This window comes from Nocardia sp. CY15 (assembly GCF_009829295.1).
Classification (GTDB): Bacteria; Actinomycetota; Actinomycetes; order Mycobacteriales; family Mycobacteriaceae; genus Nocardia; species Nocardia sputi.
Genome location: NZ_VUOT01000029.1, coordinates 62,969 through 85,637, shown reverse-complemented (window position 1 = coordinate 85,637; position 22,669 = coordinate 62,969). Strand labels below are relative to the sequence as shown.

Sequence of the window (22,669 nt, the reverse complement as noted above, 5' to 3'; positions counted from 1 at the left end):
ATTCGGAGTCTGGCGGCCCGGCCTGATACAGTGTCACAGCGCGGTTCCCCGGAACCGCACGGGGCTATAGCGCAGTTGGTAGCGCGTCTCGTTCGCATCGAGAAGGTCAGGGGTTCGATTCCCCTTAGCTCCACTCCGTTCGTCGCAGGCCCACGCTCCTGGAGAGTGTGGGCCTTCTGCATTTCGCCTGGGTGTCTGCGGGCCACCCGGTGTTCGCGCAGGTGGGGGTTCGTAGCGGATGCCGTGTGTGCGTCGAGGCCGAGGATCCAGCTCTGGCAGCGGCTTCGAGCGTGACGTTGCTCAGGCGATGGCGGTGCGCAGGGCGAACCAGCCGGTGGTGGGGTCGGCGAAGCCGTGGTACATGAGGCGGGCGCGTTGGTCTACTTCGAAGAGGCGGTAGATCGCGAGCATGGCTCGGGCGGTCGCCTCCTGTTGGAAGTCGTCGATGCGGCGGTAGCCGATGGGGTGTTCGGGGAGTAGCGCCAGGCGTGTCAGTTCGGCGGGGTCGCTGACGTCCAAGCCCATCGGTGCGGCGTCGGTGATGTGGTGGTCGTACAGGATGTCGTGCACCTGGTGGGGGTTGGGGCGGGCGGATCGGAACTCCTGGAGTTCGGTGCGCAGGGGTGCGGAGGAAGCCGACTCGCTCTGCACCAGGTCGATCACGTCGGCGTCGGGGATCGGTGTGCCGGTGTCGTCGGAAAGCGGGGCCTGTTCGAGTAGGTGCAGCATGGTGCCGCCGGGGATCAAGGGCTCCGGGGCGAGGAACAGGGTGACCGTCGGGCAGACACAACCCTGGCCGAGTAGACAGACGCGCATATGGAACGGGTCGGGCATGCGGCCCTCCTCCATGGAAACCGGGCCGGAGATACCGAGCCCGTGCCGGATCGGGACTTCGAATTGTGCCGATCGTGGAGGTGCCGTAGCGCTTCGACGGTCGACCGTGCCGCGATTACCCAGTCTAGGACCCGGCCACTGCCCGCGCATCGCTATCGGCCGCCGCCCTCCGGGTCCGCCGAGCGTTTCGCAGGTCCCTTTCGTCCGGCCCGGGTGCGCCGTGCTGTGTGAAGCACCAGGGATCGGATCAGCTTCGCTCCGAAGCTGCTTTCTCGACTCCTGCCAGGGTCGCGAAGCTCAGCGGATCCGGATTTCGACGGTCGGCGCGGACACGTGGAGGTAGTCGGTGGTGACGTCGACCCGCACGCGGCCGGGGCCGGTGGGTAAGGCGGCGAAGATGGTTGCGGGTGTCTGGTTCCACGCGGTGTTGTCGGTGACCGGGACGGCGACGGTGCCCGCGGCCCCGCTGTCGAGGTTGCGCCAGTGGGCGAACGCCGTGAAGGAGCACGGCATGCCCATGGGGGTGTAGCTGACGAAGCTGATGCCGAAACGGGCGACGCCGGGGGTTCCGGTCGGTGAGGACACGCCTGCTCGGCCTTGGCCGTAGCAGGTGTCGCCGAAGGTGTGTATTACTCCGATGCTCACGAACGCGGGGTCATCCGCGGTGGCAGGGCCCGCGGATGCCGCGAACGCTCCTGTGCACAGCGCCGCGACCAGGGCGCTTCGTCCGGTCAGCTGCCTGCCTCGCACTGGGGATCACGCTCCTTCTCTCGAAATGAGCACGCTCGGACGGCCATTGTGCCTGTCCGGAACCGTTCTCCACCCGATTTCCGCCGAAGCCACGGATCGTGGGCGGCGGTGTTCGAAGGACACGCGCCCGGAGGGGCGAATGCATAGCATCGGGATGTGGAGCGAGGATCGTTGCTGAAGGCGCGGGCGGGCGGAAAACTGCACGGCGGCAACCACGGCATCGCGCCGGAAGAGGTGGTGGCCGCCCAGCGCGCCCGCATGCTCGTTGCGATGATCGAAGTCGCCGCGGACAAGGGTTACGCGGCGGCGACGGTGGCGGACGTCCTGAAACGAGCCGGGGTTTCGCGAATGACCTTCTATCAGCATTTCGCGAACAAGGAGGCGTGCTTCCTCGCCGCCTACGACATGGCCGTGGAGATCGTGATGACCCGGATCGGGGACGCGCTCGCGGCCGACGGCACCTCGCTCGAGCGGATGGATCGCGCCCTCGACGCGTACTTGTCCACTCTGGCGCAGGAGCCGCAGGTGGCGAAGGTGTTCCTGGTGGAGGTGTATGCGGCGGGACGGCCGGTGCTCCAGCGGCGGCTGGCGGCTCAGGCCGCTTTGGTGGACGGATTCGCGGCGGCGTTCGGCACGACCCGGCCGCATCAGCGGCTGATGGGCGAGGCGGTGATCGGCGCGGTGGTCTCCTTGGCCACCAACCGAGTCGTCGCGGGCGATTTCTCGGCGCTACCGGGACTGCGCGAGCCGCTGATGTCCGCGCTGATCAAGAACCTGGTGTGAGGCCCGACAGCCGTCCGGCGACCGCGGGCAGCCGATCGATCATCGCGACGGTGAAATCGGCGAGCAGGGCGATCAGTCCGTCACGGTCGACGTCGAGCCCGCCGTCCAGCCAGACCAGGACCAGTTCGGCCGCGCCGCCGGTGATCAGCTGGGATGTGGCGGCGATCGCGGTGTCCTGCCCTTCGGGCAGCTCGAGTACCAGGCGGGTCTGCTCGATGATGACGTCGGCCACCTGCCGCATGCCCGCGAAACGGCTGCGCATCAGCGCCTCGTCGCCGTAGGTCTGGGCGAACGCCACTCTCGCCCGCCGCGGATCGTCGGTGAGTTCGACGATGAGGGCGGCGACCCCGGCGCGGATCCGGTCGCCCGGGGTGCCCGTGGTCTCGGCGATCGCGGCCTTGGCCCGGTCGAGCGCCGCCTGCTGGATCTCGGCCAGCACGCCGGAGGCGAGCGCGTCGAGGTCGGGGAAGGCTTCGTAGAAGAAGCGCGGGCCGACCTTGGCCTGTTCACACACTCCACGCACGGTCAATGCCGACAGGCCTTGGGTGCCCATGATGTCCAGGGCGGCGTCGAGCAGCCTCCTGCGCCGGTCCTCCCGGCGCTCGGCCGTGGAGGTTCCGCGGTAGGTGCCGCTGACGGTACGGGTCACCACGCCAGCTTGACACAGTCAAAATTGGGAAACAAACGTTTACGGAAACGTGTGTTTCCTATATCGTCGGATCATCGCAGTGTCGCGAAGGGAAGACGGTCATGAGTCTGCTTGTGCCCCAGTCGATGGACGAGGTCAACGACACGGTCCGCCAGGCGCGGGCCACTTGGGCGTGGCGCGCGCAGCGTGGTGCCGCGCGGTTGGTCGCGCGGTATCCGGTGCGGGTGCGTCCGCTGGCCGATCCGCCGCCGGGCAGCGGACTGAAACCGGTGCTCGGCGACTTCGGGCTCCCCGGCATCGGCTACACCCTGCACGCGCTGGCCGATCCGATCCAGTTCGCGCGCGCGAGATTCGATCGCCTCGGCCCGGTGCAGTGGTTCGGCATGCTCGGTCGGCGGATGGTCACGATCGGCAGCCCGGAGGGCTACGAGGCGGTGATGCTGGACCGGAACAAGGTGCTGTCGGCGCAGCGGGCCTGGGAGTGGCTGATCGGCCCGTTCTTCCACGGCGGACTGTTGCTGCGCGACTTCGACGACCACCTCTACCATCGGCGCATCATGCAGCAGGCGTTCACGCGTCCGCGATTGATCGGCTACCTGGACATGACAACGCCGCGGATCACCCGCGGCATGGCGCGGTGGGAGCCCGCCGACGACTTCCGCGTCTACCGCGAAATCAAGAAACTGCTGCTCCAGCAGGCCACCGAAGTCTTCGCGGGCGCCGAACTCAGCGAGGACGCCGCACGGTTGGAGCGTGCCTTCGAGGACGCGGTGCGCGGTGGCGCCGCGCTGATCCGCGCGAACGTGCCCGGCGGGGTGTGGGCCCGCGGCGTGCGCGGGCGCCGGGTGCTCGAGAAGCACTTCCGCCGTGAGTTGCCCGCCAAGCGCGCGGGCGGCGGCAACGACCTGTTCAGCGTGCTCTGCCGGGCGAGCACCGCCGAAGGCGAGACCTTCACCGACAGCGAGGTGGTCGAGCACATGATCTTCGTGATGATGGCCGCCCACGACACCAGCACCATCGCCGCGTCCATGCTCGTCTACGAGCTCGGCAGGCATCCCGAATGGCAGGAGCGGCTGCGCGCCGAATCGCTCGCGCTGGGCAAGCCCACGCTGGACTACGACGATCTCGACCGCCTGCCCTCGCTCGACCTCGCGTTCAAGGAGGCGCTGCGGGTCTACTCGCCGGTGGCCCAGCAGGTCCGCCAGACCATCGCCGACACCGACATCCTCGGCTACTACTTGCCGAAGGGGACGTTCATCCTCTGCGGCACGTACGGCCTCATGCGCACCGAGCAGTACTGGCACGACGCCGACACCTTCGACCCGGAGCGTTTCGCCGACCACCGCCGTGAGGACAAATCGCACCGCTTCGCGTGGGCGCCCTTCGGCGGCGGCGCGCACAAGTGCATCGGCCTCTACTTCGGCGGCATGACGGTCAAAGCCGTTGTGCACCAGATGCTGTTGCGGTATCGCTGGAGCGTGCCGGACGGCTACCGGATGCCGCTGGTCGCCGGGACGGGTCCGGTGCCTGCCGATGGACTGCCCATCCGGCTGGAGCGGATCGACCGATGAGAATCGTCGCCGACCGCATCGTGTGCGCGGGGCACGGCATGTGTGAAGCACTGGCGCCCGACCTGTTCCGGGTCGGTGACGACGGAATCGTCGCGCCGCCGGAGACCGTCGAGCCGTCGGAGCGGGAACTTCTGGAGCTGGTCGTCGACAGTTGCCCGGTCGGTGCGCTGCGCCTGGCCTGAGGCCCCCGGGTCCGTTTTGCGTCCTCAGGCGTGGGTACCGCGAACTGCGACGCTCTTCCCATCGACGCGAGAGGACCGTGAACCTCATGGCCACCTGCGACACCTGCGGAAACGAGTACGACAAGACGTTCACCATCACCCGGGACGGCGAGTCCGCCACGTTCGACAGCTTCGAATGCGCGATCAACGCCATGGCTCCGACGTGCACGCACTGTTCCTGCCGCATCCTCGGCCATGGCGTCGAGGCGCGCGGCGACTACTTCTGCTGCGCGCACTGCGCCCACGAAGCGGGTCATCCCGCACTCGTCGACCACGTCTGACTCGCTGGATCGGCGCCGGTTGCGAGACCGATCACCCGCGCGGTGCGTGACTTCGCCGCACGTCGAGCCCGGCGGCCACCGCCGCTTCGGCGAGTACCTGCTCGAGCATGGCCGGTGTGAGGCGGCCGGTGAAGGTGTTCTGCTGACTCACGTGGTAGCAGCCGAACAGGTGCAGCGGGCTACGGTCGGCGTCGGTCGCGGCCAGTTCCACGTGCGCGCCGTGGCCGAACTTCGGTCGCGGGCGCGGGACGACCCATCCGGCGCGCGCCAGCACCGGGAGCAGGGCTTGCCAACCGAACGCGCCGAGCACCACCACCGAGCGCGCGGTGGGGGTCAGCAGGCCCAGTTCGGTCTCCAGCCAGTGGCTGCAACGATCGCGTTCCTCCGGCGTCGGTTTGTTGTCCGGCGGCGCGCAGTGCACGGGGGCGGTGATCCGCACGCCGTCGAGTCGCAGGCCGTCGTCGACACCGACCGCGGTCGGCTGGTTGGCCAGACCGACCGCGTGCAGCGCCGCGTAGAGCACGTCGCCGCTGCGGTCGCCGGTGAACATACGGCCGGTCCGGTTGCCGCCATGCGCGGCGGGCGCGAGTCCGACGATCAGCATCCGCGCGTCCCCCGGACCGAATCCGGGGACCGGGCGGCCCCAATAGGTCTGGTCGCGGAAGGCGGCCCGCTTCTGTTTCGCGACGAGTTCGCGCCAGGCGACCAAGCGTGGGCAGGCGAAGCAGTCGGCGACCGCCGCGTCGAGTTCTGCGATGGTCCGGCACACGTCAGTGCGGGGTGCTCGGGTCGGCGTCGTCACGCCCCATATGGCGCTCGCACCGGTGCCACGGCCCGGCTGCCGCGGCGGTACGGCGATGTCGGTCGAAGATCGGGGTCTCATTCATCAGCGCTCCGTTCGGCGGTGCCACGGGATCGGCGAACCGGACGATCATGCCCACTATGCATCAGCCGTGCGGGCCGATGCCGCCCCGTGACGATCCGCCTCGCGCGTGCCGGACCGCTTCGGACATCTGTCCAGTTCAGCGACGTGATCGGGCGTCCTTCGGGCTGGACATGTGATCGGTACCACCCGGTCCGGGTTGGTAGCATGGCGATTCCGACCGACCGGATGCGGTGGTTCACCTCCGGCTTCCATCGAAAGAGTCTTTTCATGCAGTTTGAAATCGTCGAGCGGGACGAGACGTGGGTTGCCGGGCTGCCGGTGCGCAGCCCCAAACGCGCGCTCGGGGAACTGCGTGACCGCGATCTGGAGGCCGCCTGGGCTGCGGTGTTGCACCAGGAACTCGGCGGGCCGCTGGCCAGCGCCTACACCGATTACACCGGGGAGCTGGGCACCTACAACACGCAGATCGTCGGCTACCAGTGCTCCTCCTTCGACGACGTCACCCGCGGTCACTTGGTCGCCCGGTTGCCGCGCGGCGCCTACGCCCGGTTCTCCTCGGTCGGTAACTTCCCGCAGGTGATGACCGACCTGTGGACGCAGATCGCCTACGCCGAGGAGCACAACCAGATCAAGCGCACCTATACCGGCGATTTCGAGTGTTATCCGCACGCCTACAAGATCGATCTGTACTTGGCGGTAGACGCGCGATGAGCTATGCGATCGTGGTGCGTGCCGAGGCGATCTACGGCGGGCTGGTGGTTCCGCGCGTGCGCCCGAGCTTCAAGGTCAGCAACAGCGACCTGATCGACTTCCTCAAGGACCGGCTGCGTGACCGGGCGGGCGAGGATCGTCCGATGTACACGGTGTACGTGCCGGACCCGGCCGGGAACTACAACGCGGTGGTCTGCTTCGAGTACCCCTCCCCGGACGTCGTGCCGGTGGGCGATGTCCTGGTGCGGGTGCCGAAAGGCGTTTATGCCCGCTTCGCGCCCAACGGCGACTATCACGATCCGGTGGAGGACGTCTGGGCCCAGGTCGATGACGCGACGGCGTCCGCCGAGATCACTCGCGCCTATCGGGAAGAAATCGAGATCTGGCACGGGCCGGAGTCGGTCGAGTTGTTCATTTCGATCCTCGTTTAGCTTGCTGAATAGTAACTATCTCCGAACCAACTGGTCTCCACGTTATTTTCGATACTGATTGCGTACCGGTTGACCTGGGGAAATAGTCGGTGTACCGGAGAGTTTTCGGAAGATTAGCCGGACGGCTGGTCAATTCCTGCCCGATGACGGATACTGCCCTGGGCAACTTCATCTCGGCTCAGGCCGTGGGGGCTGCATCGGGCTGGATCGGGCTGGACTATCGCGCAGGGCGGCGCGGCGATGGAGTAGGAACAACATGACTGTGGATCTGATTGCAGTCGTGCCGAGGAACTCCCGTGGGCGGGGAGTGCGGCGGTATTACGACGCGCAATCCGAGTGTGCGTTCTTTGTCTCCGAACCGGGTGTGTCACCGGAGCTCTGGCACCGGTATCTCGGCGGGGCACTGGATGTTTACCGGCGCTTCGGCGTCGAACACGCACTCGAATACGACACGGTCGCCGACGGCGAATCGACGTCGCTGTTCTTCGCCGCGCTCGACGCCGACGGCGACATGGTCGCCGGGGTGCGGATGCAGGGGCCCTACACCGACGCGGAGCAGGCGCACGCGCTGGTCGAGTGGGCCGGTCATCCGGGCGCCGAGGAGGTGCGCCGGATGATCGCCGATCGGATACCGCACGGGGTGGTCGAAGCCAAGGGGGCGTGGGTCGCGCGCGACGCGGCCAAGCGAGCCGAGTTGGGCGCCGCGATCTCGCGCACCGTGCTGCACGGCGCGCGCCTGCTCGGCGCGCGCTACGGCTTCGCGACGGTGGCATCGTTCACCGTGGCCCGTCATTCGGCCTGCGGGGCGGTGCCCGCCGAGCACATCCCTTCGGTGCCGTATCCGGACGAGCGCTACCAGACCGTTCCGCTGTGGTGGGACACCCGCGGTTACGCCGTGTTCGCCGAGGAAGCGCAGCGGTCGCTGACGCACGCCGAACAGGACGCGCTCGGCCTGCCTGCCGCACGTCCGCTCGACACGCGGTGCGCGATCGGCTGTGGGACGGAGGGCCGGCGCGGATATGGGCGATGACCCCAACCGAGTAGCGGACCACCGGCCGCTGATCCTCGACTCCACCGATCCGGAAGATGCCCGGATACTCGCCGGGTTGCGCGCGGACCCGCACATCGAATTCCTCGATCTACGTGCGTCGTTGCACGTGGAGTACGAAAGAATGGTCGCCGCGCCGGATATCGCGGAAGGCCCGGAGGCGGATCGCTGGATCTACTATCCGTGGCGCGCGACGGTGGTCGGATTGCCGGGGCCGCGTACTTTCCGGATGATTCGGCTGGACCGCAATCGGAACAAACTGACCAGAGCCGAGCAGGATCGCTTGGCCGGACAAACGATCGGGATCATCGGACAAAGCGCGGGGCACGCTATCGCGCATCTGCTCGCACTCGAGGGCGTTTGCGGTGAATTACGCTTGGCCGACTTGGACGAAATCGAGTTGTCCAATTTGAACCGGGTTGCGGGAACGCTGTTCGACGTCGGCGTCAACAAAGCGGTGGTAACCGCGCGCCGTATTGCCGAGTTGGATCCCTATCTGCCGGTACAGGTCTTCGAATCCGGCGTCGACGAGAATTCGGTGGACGAGTTCTTGGCGGGGCTCGCGATCGTGGTCGAGGAATGTGATTCGCTCGATATGAAACTGGTGGTTCGCGAGGCGGCGGCCCGGCACCGCGTTCCCGTCCTGATGGAGACCAGCGATCGGGGTTTGCTGGATGTCGAGCGTTTCGATCTGGAACCTCAGCGCCCGGCGTTTCACGGATTACTCGGCGACGTCCGCGCACAGGACTTGCGCGGGCTGACTTCGAGGGAGAAGGCCCCGTTCGTGGTGAAGCTGCTCGGCGCTGCCGGATTGTCACCGCGGCTGGGCGCGAGCCTGGTCGAGGTCGGCGAGACGGTGACCAGCTGGCCGCAGCTGGCCGAGGACGTCACGCTCGGCGCCGCGAGCGTGGTCGCCGCCGTCCGGCGCATCGGACTGGGGTGGAAGCTGGATTCCGGTCGCGTGCGGGTCGACGTGGAACAGCATCTCGACGAGTTGGCCGATCCGCCGCCGAACGACGAGCCGGTGTGGGCCGAAGCGACGCCGGAGGCCGTTGCGGGGCCCGTCGGCAGTGTCCTGGCCTGCGCGCAGCGGGCGCCGTCCGGCGGAAACATGCAGCCCTGGTCGCTGCGAGCCGCAGCGAGCGACATCTTCATCGAGCTGGCGCCGGAGCACAGCACCGCGATGGATATCGGCTATCGCGGCAGCGCCGTCGCGCTCGGCGCGGCCGTGTACAACGCGCGGGTCGCTGCGGCCGCGCACGGGATTCTCGGCCCGCACGAGTTCATCGAGGGTGCGCCGGGGTCCGGCCTGCTCGTCGCGCGCCTGCGGCTGGGAAACGACCGGAGCGCCGAAATGGCCGCCGACTATCCCGCCGTATTGCGGCGCGAGACCAACCGCAGGGTCGGCACCGGGGCCAGACTGGCCGACGGGGTACTCGATGCCCTCGCCGAAACCGCCGAATCGGCCGGCGCGCACGTGCGTGCGGTAGTGGGCCGGCGGGGCATCGAAGAAGCTGCGCATTTGCTGAGCGATTCCGATCGAATCCGCTATCTCACGCCCCGGTTATACGAGGAAATGCTCGCCGAAGTTCGTTGGCCGGACGACGACCCGGAGACCGGGATCGATGCCCGCAGCCTGGAACTGACCGACGACGAGTGGGCGGCATTCGAGATCACCACCCGCGCCGACGTCATGGCGCAGTTGCGATCCTGGTCGGGTGGTTCGGCGCTGGGGAAATACACCGGTGACCGGGTGCGGTCCAGCTCGGCCATTCTGGCGGTGACGTTCGAGGCGACCGACCCGCGATTGACCGACTACGCGGAGGGGGGCGCGGCGGTCGCGCGGGTTTGGGTGCAGGCCGAGCGCCTCGGATTGTGTGTGCAACCGATTTCGCCGGTATACCTCTACGCCCGACGCCCGGCGGAACTTGCTGCGATTTCCCCCGACTTCACGGATACACTAGCGTCACTTCAGGGCCGTTTCCTGGACCTGCTGGAAGTGCCTGAGCATGAGACCATGGCGTTGGTGCTTCGCCTGAGCTACGCCTCCGCCGCCACCGTACGCAGCAGGCGGCGTCCGGTGCTCGGTGTGGACACCAGTAGTTAGCGCGATCGGAGACAATGTGCCACGGCGGACACTCGACTCGTTGGTGACCCAGGTCGCCTCTGAGCTGATGGGTGTGGACGCCACGACGATGGTCGCCGCCACCGAACGCGTGCTCGCGCACTTGGTCGAGTACTTCGACGTGGACTTCAGCTACGTGCGCCACACCGACCGTGAACGTCGAGCAACCGTGCTCATCGCGGAGTGGCCGCACCGGCAGCACGTGCCGGATCCGGACCCGCTCGGCGTGATCTACTTCGACGGCGCCGACCCGGTGTTCCGTGCGCTGGAGAACGCGACCGAGCCGATGGTCGCCCGTCCGACCCCGGAGTTCGCCGATTACCAGGAGACCGTCCGCCGGGGGTCCGGCATCGCCGGAGTGACCTCGGCGGCCGTGCCACTGCTGTCGCGGGGCGAGCCGACCGGCGTGCTCGGGTTCGTCAAGTCGGGTGACCGGGAGTGGAGCACCCGCGAACTCAACGTGCTCAAAGCCATCGCGGCGCTCTTCGCGCAATTACAGGCGCGGGTGGTCGCGGAGGAACGTCTCCGATATATCGCGCTGCACGACGACCTGACCGGCCTGGCGAACCGGCGAGCGCTGCTCGAGCACATGGAAGAGCGATTACGTTCCGGTAGCCCCGGCCCGGTGGCGGCCTTCTTCCTCGACCTGGACCGCTTGAAAGCTCTCAACGACTTCCTCGGTCACACCGCCGGGGACAACTTCATCCGCACGTTGTCGACGCGATTGCGGGAGAACCTCGACCCGAACGACATGATCGCCCGATTAGGCGGCGACGAGTTCGTCATCGTGCCCGCCAAACCGATGGACGCGGTGGCCGCCGAATACGAGGCCAACCGGATCCAGCAGTTGATCGCCCGGCGCGTCACCGTCGGCGGCGAGTCCGTCAGCCGGGGAGCCAGCGTCGGAGTGGCGCTGGGCATCCCCGGTGAGACCACTGTCGCCGACGTGCTGCGACGCGCCGATCATGCGCTGTTGTCGGCGAAGTCGGGCGGCGGCAACGGCGTCGCGGTGTTCACCGACACCATGCGCGCCCAGTTCGAACTCCAGGACGACGTGGAGCTCAACCTCCGCGGCGCGGTGTCGGACGGCTCGCTGCTGCTGCACTATCAGCCCGAGGTGGACCTGCGCACGGGTCGCATCGTCGCGCTGGAGGCGCTGGTCCGCTGGCTGCACCCGACCAGGGGGCTGCTGCCGCCCGCCGCGTTCGTCACCGTCGCCGAAGCCACCAACCTGGCCGGTGAGCTCGGACGCTGGGTCATCCGGTCGGCGTGCGCGCAGTTCGCCGAATGGCGCAGGCGGGGTATGGCCGGCAACGTGGTGATGCGGATCAACGTGTCGCCGGTGCAGTTGGTCAGCCTCGATTTCGTCGAGCGCATCGAGGACATCCTTCGCCTGTTCGGCATCGACGGCAGCTCTGTGTGCCTGGAGATCACCGAGCACGTCGTGGTCCAGGATCTGGCCCGCACGCAGGTCACCCTGCGCGGATTGAAGCGGATGGGCGTGCAGATCGCCATCGACGACTTCGGTACCGGCTACAGCTCGCTGTCGCATCTGAAGGCGCTGCCGGTGGACGCGGTGAAGATCGATCGGGGGTTCGTGCAGCGGCTCGGCGCCAGCACCGACGATCTGGCCATCGTGAAGTCCATCATCGGCTTGGCCGGCTCGTTCGGGCTGGGCGTCGTCGGAGAGGGCGTCGAGACGGCGGTCGCCGCGCGGACGCTGGTCGGCCTCGGCTGCTACCGCGCGCAGGGCTTCCTGATCGCGCGGCCGATGCCCGCCGAGCAGGTCGAGGAGCATCTCGTGGCAGGCCGGATCCCGCTCGATCTGGATCTGCCCCGCGCCGGGCGCGGCTTGCCCGCGCACTGAGATCACGGCCGCATCCGCCGGTGGGCGGCTGGTTGTCCTTTTCTTTCACGGCCGTTCACCTACCGTTGGTCGCCGGTAACCCGATCCGCTGCAACATCGGCCACGTGCGCATAGTTCAGCTTGCGAACTTCTACGGTCCGCGTTCGGGTGGGCTGCGCACGGCGCTGCACCACCTCGGCGAGGGCTATGTCTCCGCAGGCCACGACGTGGTGCTGATCGTGCCGGGTCCGCGCCGATCGGAGGAGATCCTGCCCACGGGGGTCGTGCGGATCACGCTGCCGGCGCTGGCCATTCCGTGGACCGGGGGCTACCGTGCCGCGGATCCCCGCCGGGTGGCCGACGTCCTGGACGGATTGCGGCCCGACGTGCTCGAGGTGTCCGACCGGCTGACACTGCGCGGCTTCGGTCGCTGGGCGCGGCGTCGCGACGTGACCGGCGTGATGATCTCGCACGAGCGGCTCGACCGGCTGCTGGGGCAGGTGCTGCCCGGCCCGGTGGCGCGCCGGTGCGCCGACGTAGCCAACCGGCGCACCGCCACCCACTACGACATGGTGGTGTGCACCACCCGGTTCGCGCGCGAGGAGTTCCAGCGCATCGGCGCGGCGAACGTCGAATTGGTCCCGCTCGGTGTCGACCTCGAGCTGTTCCGCCCGGACCGGCGTGATCGCGGGCTGCGGGCCGATCTCGGCGTGCCCGGTCATCCGCTGCTGGTGCACTGCGGCCGGTTGTCGGTCGAGAAGCGGGTGGATCGCAGCATCGAGGCGGTCGGCGCGTTGCGCGACGCCGGGATCGAGGCGCGGTTGGTCGTCGCGGGGGACGGGCCGCGCCGGGACGCGCTGCAACGGCGGGCTCGCGCGCTGGCTCCGCTGCCCGGCGGGGTGCCCGCCGTGCACTTCACCGGTTTCATCTCCGACCGCGAGATGGTCGCCAAACTGCTTGCCACCGCGGACGTCTCGCTGGCGCCGGGCCCGCACGAGACCTTCGGACTCGCCGCTCTGGAAGCGCTAGCGGCAGGCACACCCGTGGTGGCCAGCCGATCCTCGGCGCTGGCCGACATCGTGACCACCGACTGCGGCGCGGTGGCCGCCGATCATCCGTCCGCTTTCGCGCAGGCGGTCAGCGACGTGCTGGCCATGCCGCAGGCCGGTCGGCGCCGAGCCGCACGCAGCCGCGCCGAGCAGTTCACCTGGCCGCGCGCCGTCGCGGGCATGCTCGCGGTGCTCGGGCGGTAACGGCGTTGCGGTCGGAGACCGTCGCCTGGACTACCCTGCGGGAAACCGATTCGGCGATTCGAGATGGGATGCGCAGTGCTGGGTAGAAGTCGCGGGCGAGCGGGTCGAACGACGGTGCGCGAGGGGAAGGTTCTGGTCACCGGTGCCGCCAGCGGCATAGGCCGGGCCACCGCCATGGCCGCCGCAGCGGACGGCGCCGAACTGGTGCTCACCGACATCGATGCCGAAGGCCTGGACGCCACGGTGACCGACATCCGCGCCGCGGGCGGCCGCGTCGCCCTGGCGGAAGCGCTGGATATCACCGACTACGACGCGGTGCGCGCCTTCGCCGATCGGGTGCACGCCGAACTCGGCAGCCTGGACGTCGTCATGAACATCGCGGGCACGTCGGTCTGGGGGACGGTGGAGAACCTGGAGCACAAGCACTGGCGGCGCATGGTGGAGGTCAATCTCATGGGCCCGATCCACGTCATCGAGACCTTCGTGCCGCCGATGGTGCGCGCGGGCAAGGGTGGCGCGCTGGTGAACGTGTCCTCCGCGGCGGGTCTGCTCGCCTTGCCGTGGCACGCGGCATACAGCGCGGGCAAATACGGCATTCGTGGCGTGTCGGAGGTCCTGCGCTTCGATCTGGCGCAACACGGCATCACGGTGCACCTGGTGGCGCCGGGCGCGGTGAACACGCCGCTGGTACGCAGCGTCGAGCTGGTCGGGGTGGACAAGGAGGACCCGAAGATCAAGCGGCTCACCGCGGCCTTCGCCGAGCACGCGGTGCCGCCGGAGAAGGTGGCGACGGCGATCCTGCGCGGGATCGAACGCAACCGGTTCCTGGTCTACAGCTCGTTCGACATCCGATTCGGTTACTGGTGGGCGCGCAAATTCGCCTTCCCCTACGAGTTCGTGATGCGCCGCACCAGCGCGCGGTTCAGCAGGCTGCTGGCTTCGACGGGCAGTTGAGATGCACGTCGAGCACGCGCGCGCCGGGTCCCTCGGCGCCGAGCCGGTCGTGCTCGTTGACCAGGCGGCAGGTGCCCAGCGACAGGCAGCCGCAGCCGATGCAACCGGTGAGGCTGTCGCGCAGGCGGATCAGCTGGGTGATCCGGTCGTCGAGGTCGGCGCGCCACGCGGTCGACAGCGTCTCCCAGTCGCGCCGGGTCGGAGTGCGCCCCTCGGGTAGCTGATCGAGGGCTGCCCGGATCTCGCTCAGCGGTATGCCGACGCGCTGGGAGATGCGGATGAACGCCACGCGGCGCAGGGTCTCGCGGGCGTATCTGCGCTGGTTCCCGCTGGTGCGTCTACTCGTGATCAGTCCTTCCCGTTCGTAGAAGTGCAACGCGGAGACCGCCACTCCACTACGCTCGGAAAGCTGCCCCGGGGTCAGCTCTTTCGCCCGCCAATCGGCTGCTGTCGACATGCACGCTCCTCCCTACTCACCTCAACAATACTTCAGGTTAGGGTGTGGGGGACCGGATTCGGGGGATCGCGGACCGGTCGGCATTCGAAGCCGAGGAATTCCGTGCTCTCCGGGCCGCGGCGCACTACGGTCTGATCATGGGAGCAGATGCTGTGTCCGCGCGGGAGGGTGCGCGTTTGGCCGTGACGTCCGAAGTCGGCGCGCTGCGTACGGTGCTGCTGCACCGTCCCGGCAGCGAGCTGCGCAGGCTCACCCCGCGCAACAACGATCAGCTGCTGTTCGACGGCATCCCGTGGGTGGAGCGCGCCCAGCAGGAGCACGACACCTTCGCCGAGGTGCTGCGCGGGCGCGGCACCGAGGTGCTGTTGTTGTCCGACCTGCTCGCCGAAACGCTCGCGGTCAGCGGCGCGGCCCGCGTCCAGGGCATTTCCGCCGCGGTCGACGCGCGCAGGCTCGGGCACGCCCTGGCCGACGAGCTGGCCGCATTCCTGCGCGGCGTGCCCGCCGCGGAACTGGCCGAGATCCTCATGGCGGGCATGACATTCGACGAATTGCCGTTCGGGCCCGACGCCACCTCGCTGGTCCGCCGCATGCACCACGGCGGCGACTTCGTCATCGACCCGCTGCCCAATCTGCTGTTCACCAGGGACTCGTCGTTCTGGGTCGGTCCGCGTGTCGCGATCACCTCGCTCGCGCTGCCCGCCCGCAGCAGGGAGACCTCGCTGACCGACCTCATCTACGCCTTCCATCCCCGTTTCCTCGGGGTGCGCCGCGCCTACGAATCGCATACCGCGCCGATCGAGGGCGGTGACGTGCTGCTGCTGTCGGAGGGCGTGGTGGCGGTGGGCGTCGGCGAGCGCACCTCGCCCGCGGGCGCGGAAGCGTTGGCGCGCAGCCTGTTCGACGACGACCTGGCCCACACCGTACTGGTGCTGCCGATCGCGCAGACGCGCGCGACCATGCACCTGGACACGGTGTGCACCATGGTCGACGCCGACGCCGTCGTGATGTACCCCGCGGTGCGTGAGTCGCTGTGCGCTTTCACGATTCGCAAGGAGGACGACTACGGCGGCCGGCTCGGCAGCGGCCGGGTCAGCATGCGCGGGCCCGACCCGTTCCTGCCCGCGGCCGCCGAGGCGATGGGCATCGACAAGCTGCGGGTGATCGACACCGGCCTGGACGGGGTCACCGCCGAACGCGAGCAGTGGGACGACGGCAACAACACCCTTGCGCTGGCTCCCGGCGTGGTGGTCGCCTACGAGCGCAACGAGATGACCAACGCCAGACTCGAGGACGCCGGGATCGAGGTGCTGCGCATTCCCGGGTCCGAATTGGGCTCCGGCCGCGGCGGACCTCGTTGCCTGTCCTGCCCGCTGTCCCGAGACGACGTGTGAGCCCGCCATGTTCACCATCACGGTCTCCCACGAATCGCCGGTGCCGCCCTACGAGCAGTTGCGCCTCGGCGTCATCGCCCAGGTGCGTTCCGGCGAGCTGACCGCCGGAACCAAGATCCCGACCGTCCGCGCCCTTGCCGCCCAACTCGGCTTGGCCCCGAACACGGTCGCGCGGGCCTACCGTGAGCTGGAGGCCGACGGAGTGGTCGAAACGCGGGGCAGGCAGGGGTCGTTCATCGCGTCGTCCGGTGACCCGACCAGGGACGTAGCGGGCCGCGCGGCCACCGCATACGTCGCGACGGTGCGCAGGCTGGGATTGGACGACGCCGCCGCGCTGCGATACGTGCGAGCGGCCCTCGAAGGCTGACCACGCCTCACCTCCAGCTGGGCAGCCAGAGGTGGTCGTGCCAGTTGCCCGGGGTGATCGGCAAGGCGGTGAGAATCGGCCAGAGCCAGATGAAGTTGGCGATCACCAGACCCAGGTAGAGACAGACCGCGAGCAGTCCGAGACTGCGTCGTTCGTTAGGTGGGGCGGGCAGGTAGGTCCCGGCGGGGCTGCGCGGAATGGTGGAGGGGCGCGCCGGGCCCAGCACGTCGCCGAGCGCGAGCGCCACGCCCATCACCAGGAACGGGGCCATCGGGACGGCGTAGAAGTAATACATCTGCCGGTCGAGGGTGGCGAACCAGGGCAGCAGCGCGGCGCCGTAGCCGACCAGCACCGCGCCGTAGCGCCAGTCGCGGCGGACCACGGTGCGCCACAGCATCCAGGCCAGTACCGGACCCGCGACCCACCAGATGGCCGGCGTCCCGATCAGCATCACGGCCTTCACGCACTGGGTCTGCCCGCAACCGGTGACCCCGCTGTCGGCGTAGTAGTACAACATCGGGCGCAGGCCCATGGGCCAGGTCCAGGGTTTGGATTCCCAGGGGTGATGGTTGCCCGCCGAATTGGTGAGCTCGGTGTGGAATTCCAGCGACCTGGCGTTGAAGTACCAGAGCGAGCGCAGCGCGTCCGGCGCCACATGTGACCAGAATCCGCCGGTACCGATCGGGTCGGTCGGCGCCGACGGATTGCCCGGCATGTGCCGGTACACGCCGGTCTCGCTCGCGAACCAGGCCCAATAGCTCGCCAGGTAGACGCCGAGCGGCACGAGCACCAGTGCGTAGAGCGCGGGCCCGATATCGCGCAGCGCCACGCCGAGCCAGGGGCGGCGCACCCCGTACGTCCGCCGCGCCGAGAGGTCGAAGTAGACGCTCATCAGGCCGAAGGCCGCGATGAAATAGATGCCGGACCATTTGGTTCCGCAGGCCAGGCCGAGCAGCACGCCCGCGCCGAAACGCCACCAGCGCACCCCGAGGCGGGGTCCGGAGTCCGTCACGCCGATCCGGCCCTTGATGTCCGCGCGCGCGAGCCGGGCGCGCATCTCGTCGCGGTCGACGATCAGGCAGCCGAAGGCGGCGGTGACGAACAGCGCCATGAAGATGTCGAGCATGCCGATACGCGAGGAGACGAAGGTGAGCCCGTCGGCGATCAGCAGGATGCCCGCGATCGCGCCGATCAGGGTGGAGCGCGCCATCCGGCGCACGATCCGGATCACCAGCAGCACCAGCACGGTTCCGGCGAGAGCGGCGGTGAAGCGCCAGCCCCAGCCGTTGTAGCCGAACATCGCCTCGCCGACCGCGATGAGTTGCTTGCCGACCGGGGGATGCACCACCAGCCCGTAGCCGGGGTTGTCCTCCACCCAGCCGCCAGTGAGCATCTGCCAGGCCTGCGGGGCGTAGTGCTTCTCGTCGAACACCGGTGTGCCCGCGTCGGTCGGGTAGTTGAGCATCGTGAAGCGCGTGACCGCGGCGATCGCGGTGAGGAACGCCGTCACCAGCCAGCCGCGCGGGCGATCGGCCGGGCCGAAGTCGGGCGGCGGCCGCAGCGGTCCCGGACTCGACCAGGAGGGCACGGTTCCGAACCGTGCGGTCGCGCGCTGGTCGGTCACCTGGGTCACGCCCCGATCGTATGCTGTCGCGCCACGGTGGTAATTCAGGCCGTACCAGTTGGGTGCGTCCGGCTCACCGTCGAATCCGCCTGAGTTGTGGAGTTCCCCGGTGTGCCGGTCGGTTCCCGTGGCCGGGCCGATACGCTGCTCGATGGATGTGCTCGACGTGGACAGGAGTGTGGTGACGCAGGTGGCAGGGGGCAGGCTCGTGCTGGCGGCGACACCGATGGGCGACGTCGGGGATGCCTCGCAGCGCCTGCGCGATGCCCTGTCCACAGCGGACGTGGTGGCCGCCGAGGACACGCGGCGGACCAGGTCGCTGGCCAAGGCGCTCGGCGTGGAGCTGTCGGGCCGGGTGGTCAGCTTCTACGATCACGTCGAGACCGCGCGGATCCCGATGCTGCTCGACGAGATCGCGGGCGGGCGCACGGTGCTGCTGGTGACCGACGCGGGCATGCCGTCGGTGAGCGACCCGGGCTACCGCATGGTGGCGGCGTGCGTCGAGCGCGACTTGGCGGTGACCTGCCTGCCCGGCCCTTCGGCGGTGACCACGGCCCTGGCGCTGTCGGCGTTGCCGGTGGAACGGTTCTGCTTCGACGGATTCCCGCCGCGCAAATCCGGCCAGCGCCGGGAGTGGTTGCGGACCTTGATCGCCGAACCGCGCGCCTGCGTCTTCTTCGAGGCGCCACATCGGCTCGCCGACTGCCTGGCCGACGCGGTGGAGGTCCTCGGCCCGGACCGCCGCGCCGCCGTGTGCCGGGAACTGACCAAGACCTACGAGGAAGTGGTTCGCGGCACCCTGGCCGAACTGGCCGCTTGGGCCGTCGAGGGCGCGCGTGGCGAGATCACGGTGGTCCTCGCCGGCGGTGAGCCCGCCTCCGCCGACCCCTCGGACCTGGTCGGGGACGTCGAAACCCTCACCGCGACCGGCCTGCGCCTCAAGGATGCCTGCGCCGAGGTCGCCGCCGCACACGCCGTCTCCCGCCGCGAACTCTACGACGCGGTTCTCACCGCGCGCCGCACGTCCTAGCCGGTACGCGCCGCGCGTCGACCGGGTGTGAAATTTCGCTCCGCCGTGGGTGGTCGACCAAGGGTGCGGCGGCGGGCAAGATCGTCGGTATGACATCTCTGGAGAGCAAGGCCACGACGTTTCTCGGGTTGCACGTGCCCGGGGATCCGGGAGTCTTCCCGACGGTGTGGGATGCCTGGTCCGCGAAAGTGGCTGTGGAGGCGGGTTTTCCGGCCTTGACGGTCGGTAGTCATCCGCTCGCCGAATCGATCGGCCGCGGGGACGGGGAAGGGATGACGTTCGAAGAGTCCCTGGCCCGGGTAGGCCAGATCACGGCGGCGGTGGACGTACCGGTGTCGGTCGACATCGAGTCGGGATACGGACTGGAACCCGCGCGGCTGATCGAGGGCTTGCTCGAGGCGGGGGCGATCGGACTGAACATCGAGGACACCGTGCACAGCGAGGGCAGGCGCCTGCGCGCGGCGCAGGAACACGCCGACCTCGTGCGCGGATTGCGCGAGTCCGCCGACAAAGCGGGCGTGCACGTGGTGGTCAACGCGCGCACCGATCTGTTCCTGCGCAAGGACGGCGACGACGCCGATCGGGTCGACCGCGCGATCGAGCGCTTGCGGCTGGCCGCCGAGGCTGGCGCGGACGTGTTGTTTCCGGTGGGCCGCCACGCCGAGGCCGACCTGCGCCGCCTGACCGCCGAACTGCCGCTGCCGGTCAGCGCCACGGTCCAGCCGGATCAAGCCGACAAGGCGGCCCTCGCCGACCAGGGCGTCGCGCGGATCACTTTCGGCCCTTACTTGCAGGCCGCGCTGACCAGGGAGGTCAATACCCTCCTCGATCGCTGGAAGTGAGACCGGGGACGGGCTCGTCCTTGTGGCAGGTCCGCGACCGGAGGCCGAGCCCACCGGTACGGCGGTGAGCTCGGCCTCGCACGGTGGACCGAGTCGTTCGTGTGCGGGCGGTGAACCGGCCGGCGGTGTTCAGGAGGGAACGGGCAGCCCTAGCGCGCTCATGACGAACTGAACGAACAGCGGCGCCAGATCCGGCACCCGAGCCGGCCCTTCGGCGACGATCACGCGGCGCGTCCGCTCGCCGATCGCGTCCGGGATCAGGGCGATCAGTCCGTCGGACAGTTCCGGAAGCGTCGGGTCCGCCGCGCGGGCCTGGTCGTAGAACACCCGATACAGCTGCGCGAAGCGGTCGACGGCCAGGTCGCGGTAGCCGACGGCGGCCTGGTTCACCTTGAACGACTCCACCAGCACCAGCCGGGCGAAATCCGGCTCGGTGGCGACGGTCTGGCAGAAGGTGACCACGATGGACTCGATCTTGGCGTAGGCGTCGGCGTCCGGCGGCAGTTGGGCCAGTTCGTCCGCGATCCGAGTCGCCATGATGTCGACCCCGGTGTGCACCGCTTCGGCGAAGCACTCCTCTTTGTTGGCGAAATGGTCGTAGAAGGTGGTGCGCGAGACGCGGGCTCGGGCCACGATGTCGGTGAGTGTGGTCGCCGGGTAGCCCTTGTTGTCCACGGACTCCACCATGGCCTCGACCAGCCTGCCGCGTTGCGACGTGAGCACGGCTTCGCGTGCCACCCGATGCCGCTCGGCGAATCCGGACCGCTGAACGGATGTCGCCGCGTGGTGCTGGCCCATGTGTGCCCTCTCTGTGCCGGAACCGATCCCGAACGGAACGTCGTCGTACCGATCGCACACGGTTCTGGGCCGTCGCAGGGGGCCGCGAACCGGTGTTTCATTATCCGACAACGCATTACACGGCGGGAAGGCAGGTGGACCCACCCGTGGGCAGGCCTTCGGGTGACACCGCGAAACCGTTGTGCGCCTTATGGTTCCGGCCCACCGGCGGGCGGGCCGGAACAGTCAGTCCTTCGGTTCGATGTACTTCGGGAACACCGGTTCGGGTGCGGGCAACGCCACACCGGGCTCGATCGGCGTCGCGATATCGGCGAACGTCCGGCTCTGTTGACCCAGCTGGTCGAGGATGCGCTCCGCCGACCCCGGTATCACCGGCTGCACCAGGATCGCGACCACGCGCAGCACCTCCAGCGTCACGTACAGCACGGTGGCCTCGCGCGCGAGATCATCCGGCGTGCCGGACTTCGCCAGCGCCCAGGGCGCCTGCGCGGAGAAGTACCTGTTCGTCTCGCCCAGCGTCAGCCAGATCGCCTCCAGCGCCAGATGCATCTGCTGCGCGTCGAATTCGGCGCGGCAGCGCTCCAGCAGACCACCCGCCAGATCGAGCAGGGCGCGGTCGTCCTCGGTGAACTCGCCGGGCGTGGGCACCACGCCGCCGCAGTCGCGCGCGACCAGCTTGGTGCTGCGCTGCACCAGGTTGCCGAACTCGTTGGCCAGATCGCTGTTGATCCGGCTCACGATGGCCTCGTGGCTGTAGCTGCCGTCCTGGCCGTAGGAGATCTCGCGCAGCAAGAAGAAGCGCACCGCGTCCAAGCCGTAGTTCTCGACCAGTTCCAGCGGGTCGACCACGTTGCCGACCGACTTGGACATCTTCTCGCCCTTGTTGTACAGGAACCCGTGCACGAACACGCGTTTCGGCAGCTCCACACCCGCCGACAGCAGGAACGCGGGCCAGTACACCGTGTGGAACCGCGTGATGTCCTTGCCGATGATGTGCACGTCGGCGGGCCAGAACTTGCCGAACGCGGCGGAATCGGTATCCGGGAAGCCGACGCCGGTGATGTAGTTGGTCAGCGCGTCCACCCACACGTACATGACGTGATCCGGGTGGCCAGGCACCGGCACGCCCCAATCGAAGGTGGTACGCGAGATGGACAGGTCCTTCAGACCCGCCTTGACGTAGCTGACGATCTCGTTGCGCCGGGTCGCGGGCCCGATGAATTCCGGGTGCTCCTCGTAGAGCGCCAGCAGCTTGTCCTGGTAGGCAGACAGCCGGAAGAAGTAGTTCGACTCCTCGGTCCAGGTGACCGGCGTCTTGGATTCGGTGGAGATGCGGGTGCCGTCCTCGAGCACCGTGGTCTCCTCGTCGGTGTAGAACGCCTCGTCCCGCACCGAGTACCACCCCGAGTAGTTGCCCAGGTAGATGTCGCCACTGGCCAGCATCCGCTCCCAGATGGCGGCGCAGGCCTCCCGGTGATCGGCATCGGTGGTGCGGATGAACCGATCGAAGGAGATGTCGAGCGTCTTGTCCAGCGCCTCGAACACATCGGAGTTGCGGGCCGCGAGCTCTTCCACCGGGATGCCCTCGGCGGCCGCGGCCTGCTGCATCTTCTGGCCGTGCTCGTCGGTGCCGGTCATGAAGAACACGTCGTAGCCGTCGAGGCGCTTGAAACGGGCGATGGCGTCGGCGGAGATGTACTCGTACGCATGCCCGATATGCGGCGCGCCGTTGGGATAGGCGATGGCCGTGGTGATGTAGAAGGCGGGGCGGTCAGCTTCGCTCATGGTGTGTCTACTGTAATGCGCGTGCATTC

23 protein-coding genes and 1 tRNA gene are annotated in these 22,669 nt (G+C 68.6%); 16 read left to right on the top strand and 8 right to left on the bottom strand.

Annotated features, from left to right (window positions below; translation table 11 throughout):
- The first annotated feature begins 60 nt into the window (after window positions 1–60).
- A tRNA-Ala gene (locus tag GVY39_RS26485) sits at window positions 61–133 on the top strand.
- Between the two features lie 167 nt (window positions 134–300).
- Here the strand turns inward: GVY39_RS26485 and GVY39_RS26480 are convergent.
- On the bottom strand, window positions 301–834 hold the full coding sequence (locus GVY39_RS26480) for a hypothetical protein (protein ID WP_159929280.1): 534 nt from the start codon (window positions 832–834) through the stop codon (window positions 301–303).
- 297 nt (window positions 835–1,131) lie between these two features.
- On the bottom strand, window positions 1,132–1,584 hold the full coding sequence (locus GVY39_RS26475) for a hypothetical protein (RefSeq protein WP_159929278.1): 453 nt from the start codon (window positions 1,582–1,584) through the stop codon (window positions 1,132–1,134).
- A gap of 156 nt (window positions 1,585–1,740) precedes the next feature.
- On the opposite strand from GVY39_RS26475, the gene GVY39_RS26470 reads away from it, so the two are divergent.
- Window positions 1,741–2,367 (top strand): TetR/AcrR family transcriptional regulator, encoded by a 627-nt coding sequence (locus tag GVY39_RS26470; protein ID WP_159929276.1) that lies wholly within the window; start codon window positions 1,741–1,743, stop codon window positions 2,365–2,367.
- On the opposite strand, the gene GVY39_RS26465 is transcribed toward GVY39_RS26470, so the two are convergent.
- Window positions 2,351–3,016 carry a TetR/AcrR family transcriptional regulator gene (locus GVY39_RS26465; protein WP_159929274.1) on the bottom strand — a complete coding sequence of 222 codons (666 nt, stop codon included), beginning with the start codon at window positions 3,014–3,016 and terminating at the stop codon, window positions 2,351–2,353. The two genes, GVY39_RS26470 and GVY39_RS26465, sit on opposite strands and share 17 nt — an antisense overlap.
- A 101-nt stretch (window positions 3,017–3,117) precedes the next feature.
- Between GVY39_RS26465 and GVY39_RS26460 the strand changes: the two genes are divergently transcribed.
- From GVY39_RS26460 to GVY39_RS26450, 3 genes are all read left to right on the top strand, one after another.
- Window positions 3,118–4,587, top strand: coding sequence for a cytochrome P450 (locus tag GVY39_RS26460; protein ID WP_236565681.1), 1,470 nt, complete (start codon window positions 3,118–3,120; stop codon window positions 4,585–4,587).
- Complete coding sequence (locus tag GVY39_RS26455; protein WP_159929272.1) at window positions 4,584–4,769, top strand: ferredoxin; 186 nt, start codon at window positions 4,584–4,586, stop codon at window positions 4,767–4,769. The genes GVY39_RS26460 and GVY39_RS26455 overlap by 4 nt, the downstream gene beginning before the upstream one ends.
- Before the next feature lie 86 nt (window positions 4,770–4,855).
- Window positions 4,856–5,089 carry a hypothetical protein gene (locus GVY39_RS26450; protein WP_043697915.1) on the top strand — a complete coding sequence of 78 codons (234 nt, stop codon included), beginning with the start codon at window positions 4,856–4,858 and terminating at the stop codon, window positions 5,087–5,089.
- Window positions 5,090–5,120: 31 nt separating this feature from the next.
- Here GVY39_RS26450 and GVY39_RS26445 read toward each other — a convergent pair whose 3' ends face one another.
- Window positions 5,121–5,972: a uracil-DNA glycosylase gene (locus tag GVY39_RS26445; protein ID WP_159929270.1), complete on the bottom strand. Its 852-nt coding sequence runs from the start codon at window positions 5,970–5,972 to the stop codon at window positions 5,121–5,123.
- A gap of 270 nt (window positions 5,973–6,242) precedes the next feature.
- Between GVY39_RS26445 and GVY39_RS26440 the strand changes: the two genes are divergently transcribed.
- The 7 genes from GVY39_RS26440 (at window position 6,243) to GVY39_RS26410 (ending at window position 14,343) form a co-directional block, all read left to right on the top strand.
- A complete protein-coding gene (locus GVY39_RS26440) occupies window positions 6,243–6,686 on the top strand; it encodes a GyrI-like domain-containing protein (protein WP_159929268.1) in 444 nt (147 codons plus the stop codon).
- Window positions 6,683–7,117, top strand: a complete 435-nt coding sequence (locus tag GVY39_RS26435) for an effector binding domain-containing protein (RefSeq protein ID WP_159929266.1) — start codon at window positions 6,683–6,685, stop codon at window positions 7,115–7,117. Before GVY39_RS26440 ends, GVY39_RS26435 begins: the two co-directional genes overlap by 4 nt.
- Window positions 7,118–7,373: 256 nt before the next feature.
- Complete coding sequence (locus GVY39_RS26430; protein WP_195070939.1) at window positions 7,374–8,147, top strand: hypothetical protein; 774 nt, start codon at window positions 7,374–7,376, stop codon at window positions 8,145–8,147.
- Window positions 8,137–10,272 carry an Rv1355c family protein gene (locus GVY39_RS26425; RefSeq protein WP_159929264.1) on the top strand — a complete coding sequence of 712 codons (2,136 nt, stop codon included), beginning with the start codon at window positions 8,137–8,139 and terminating at the stop codon, window positions 10,270–10,272. Before GVY39_RS26430 ends, GVY39_RS26425 begins: the two co-directional genes overlap by 11 nt.
- A 43-nt stretch (window positions 10,273–10,315) precedes the next feature.
- Entirely contained in the window at window positions 10,316–12,157 is a 1,842-nt protein-coding gene (locus GVY39_RS26420; protein ID WP_305081056.1) for a bifunctional diguanylate cyclase/phosphodiesterase, read from the top strand.
- Between the two features lie 104 nt (window positions 12,158–12,261).
- Complete coding sequence (locus GVY39_RS26415) at window positions 12,262–13,389, top strand: glycosyltransferase (protein WP_159929262.1); 1,128 nt, start codon at window positions 12,262–12,264, stop codon at window positions 13,387–13,389.
- Between the two features lie 63 nt (window positions 13,390–13,452).
- The gene (locus GVY39_RS26410; RefSeq protein ID WP_159929260.1) at window positions 13,453–14,343 is read left to right on the top strand and encodes an SDR family oxidoreductase; all 891 of its coding nucleotides are present in this window, start codon (window positions 13,453–13,455) and stop codon (window positions 14,341–14,343) included.
- Here the strand turns inward: GVY39_RS26410 and soxR are convergent.
- Complete coding sequence (gene soxR, locus GVY39_RS26405) at window positions 14,312–14,800, bottom strand: redox-sensitive transcriptional activator SoxR (protein WP_159929258.1); 489 nt, start codon at window positions 14,798–14,800, stop codon at window positions 14,312–14,314. The two genes, GVY39_RS26410 and soxR, sit on opposite strands and share 32 nt — an antisense overlap.
- 137 nt (window positions 14,801–14,937) lie before the next feature.
- On the opposite strand from soxR, the gene arcA reads away from it, so the two are divergent.
- Both arcA and GVY39_RS26395 read left to right on the top strand, forming a co-directional pair.
- Complete coding sequence (arcA, locus tag GVY39_RS26400) at window positions 14,938–16,194, top strand: arginine deiminase (protein ID WP_159929256.1); 1,257 nt, start codon at window positions 14,938–14,940, stop codon at window positions 16,192–16,194.
- Between the two features lie 7 nt (window positions 16,195–16,201).
- Window positions 16,202–16,561 carry a GntR family transcriptional regulator gene (locus tag GVY39_RS26395; RefSeq protein ID WP_159929254.1) on the top strand — a complete coding sequence of 120 codons (360 nt, stop codon included), beginning with the start codon at window positions 16,202–16,204 and terminating at the stop codon, window positions 16,559–16,561.
- A gap of 7 nt (window positions 16,562–16,568) precedes the next feature.
- Here GVY39_RS26395 and GVY39_RS26390 read toward each other — a convergent pair whose 3' ends face one another.
- A complete protein-coding gene (locus GVY39_RS26390) occupies window positions 16,569–18,194 on the bottom strand; it encodes a phospholipid carrier-dependent glycosyltransferase (protein ID WP_159929252.1) in 1,626 nt (541 codons plus the stop codon).
- 142 nt (window positions 18,195–18,336) lie between these two features.
- Between GVY39_RS26390 and rsmI the strand changes: the two genes are divergently transcribed.
- Both rsmI and GVY39_RS26380 read left to right on the top strand, forming a co-directional pair.
- Window positions 18,337–19,215 (top strand): 16S rRNA (cytidine(1402)-2'-O)-methyltransferase, encoded by an 879-nt coding sequence (gene rsmI / locus GVY39_RS26385; RefSeq protein WP_159929242.1) that lies wholly within the window; start codon window positions 18,337–18,339, stop codon window positions 19,213–19,215.
- An 89-nt stretch (window positions 19,216–19,304) separates the two neighbouring features.
- On the top strand, window positions 19,305–20,057 hold the full coding sequence (locus tag GVY39_RS26380) for an isocitrate lyase/phosphoenolpyruvate mutase family protein (protein WP_159929240.1): 753 nt from the start codon (window positions 19,305–19,307) through the stop codon (window positions 20,055–20,057).
- A gap of 129 nt (window positions 20,058–20,186) precedes the next feature.
- Here the strand turns inward: GVY39_RS26380 and GVY39_RS26375 are convergent, their stop codons facing one another.
- Entirely contained in the window at window positions 20,187–20,855 is a 669-nt protein-coding gene (locus GVY39_RS26375; RefSeq protein ID WP_159929238.1) for a TetR/AcrR family transcriptional regulator, read from the bottom strand.
- A 225-nt stretch (window positions 20,856–21,080) separates the two neighbouring features.
- A complete protein-coding gene (gene metG / locus GVY39_RS26370; protein ID WP_255466280.1) occupies window positions 21,081–22,667 on the bottom strand; it encodes a methionine--tRNA ligase in 1,587 nt (528 codons plus the stop codon).
- Window positions 22,668–22,669: the final 2 nt, after the last annotated feature.

What these genes read in the sequence shown, in the direction of transcription:
- GVY39_RS26480 (WP_159929280.1), bottom strand. Translation starts at nt 834, where the DNA reads ATGCCCGACCCGTTCCATATGCGCGTCTGTCTACTCGGCCAGGGTTGT.
- GVY39_RS26460 (WP_236565681.1), top strand. Translation starts at nt 3,118, where the DNA reads ATGAGTCTGCTTGTGCCCCAGTCGATGGACGAGGTCAACGACACGGTC.
- GVY39_RS26455 (WP_159929272.1), top strand. Translation starts at nt 4,584, where the DNA reads ATGAGAATCGTCGCCGACCGCATCGTGTGCGCGGGGCACGGCATGTGT.
- GVY39_RS26450 (WP_043697915.1), top strand. Translation starts at nt 4,856, where the DNA reads ATGGCCACCTGCGACACCTGCGGAAACGAGTACGACAAGACGTTCACC.
- GVY39_RS26445 (WP_159929270.1), bottom strand. Translation starts at nt 5,972, where the DNA reads ATGAGACCCCGATCTTCGACCGACATCGCCGTACCGCCGCGGCAGCCG.
- GVY39_RS26440 (WP_159929268.1), top strand. Translation starts at nt 6,243, where the DNA reads ATGCAGTTTGAAATCGTCGAGCGGGACGAGACGTGGGTTGCCGGGCTG.
- GVY39_RS26435 (WP_159929266.1), top strand. Translation starts at nt 6,683, where the DNA reads ATGAGCTATGCGATCGTGGTGCGTGCCGAGGCGATCTACGGCGGGCTG.
- GVY39_RS26430 (WP_195070939.1), top strand. Translation starts at nt 7,374, where the DNA reads ATGACTGTGGATCTGATTGCAGTCGTGCCGAGGAACTCCCGTGGGCGG.
- GVY39_RS26425 (WP_159929264.1), top strand. Translation starts at nt 8,137, where the DNA reads ATGGGCGATGACCCCAACCGAGTAGCGGACCACCGGCCGCTGATCCTC.
- GVY39_RS26410 (WP_159929260.1), top strand. Translation starts at nt 13,453, where the DNA reads ATGGGATGCGCAGTGCTGGGTAGAAGTCGCGGGCGAGCGGGTCGAACG.
- soxR (WP_159929258.1), bottom strand. Translation starts at nt 14,800, where the DNA reads ATGTCGACAGCAGCCGATTGGCGGGCGAAAGAGCTGACCCCGGGGCAG.
- arcA (WP_159929256.1), top strand. Translation starts at nt 14,938, where the DNA reads ATGGGAGCAGATGCTGTGTCCGCGCGGGAGGGTGCGCGTTTGGCCGTG.
- GVY39_RS26395 (WP_159929254.1), top strand. Translation starts at nt 16,202, where the DNA reads ATGTTCACCATCACGGTCTCCCACGAATCGCCGGTGCCGCCCTACGAG.
- rsmI (WP_159929242.1), top strand. Translation starts at nt 18,337, where the DNA reads ATGGATGTGCTCGACGTGGACAGGAGTGTGGTGACGCAGGTGGCAGGG.
- GVY39_RS26380 (WP_159929240.1), top strand. Translation starts at nt 19,305, where the DNA reads ATGACATCTCTGGAGAGCAAGGCCACGACGTTTCTCGGGTTGCACGTG.
- GVY39_RS26375 (WP_159929238.1), bottom strand. Translation starts at nt 20,855, where the DNA reads ATGGGCCAGCACCACGCGGCGACATCCGTTCAGCGGTCCGGATTCGCC.
- metG (WP_255466280.1), bottom strand. Translation starts at nt 22,667, where the DNA reads ATGCACGCGCATTACAGTAGACACACCATGAGCGAAGCTGACCGCCCC.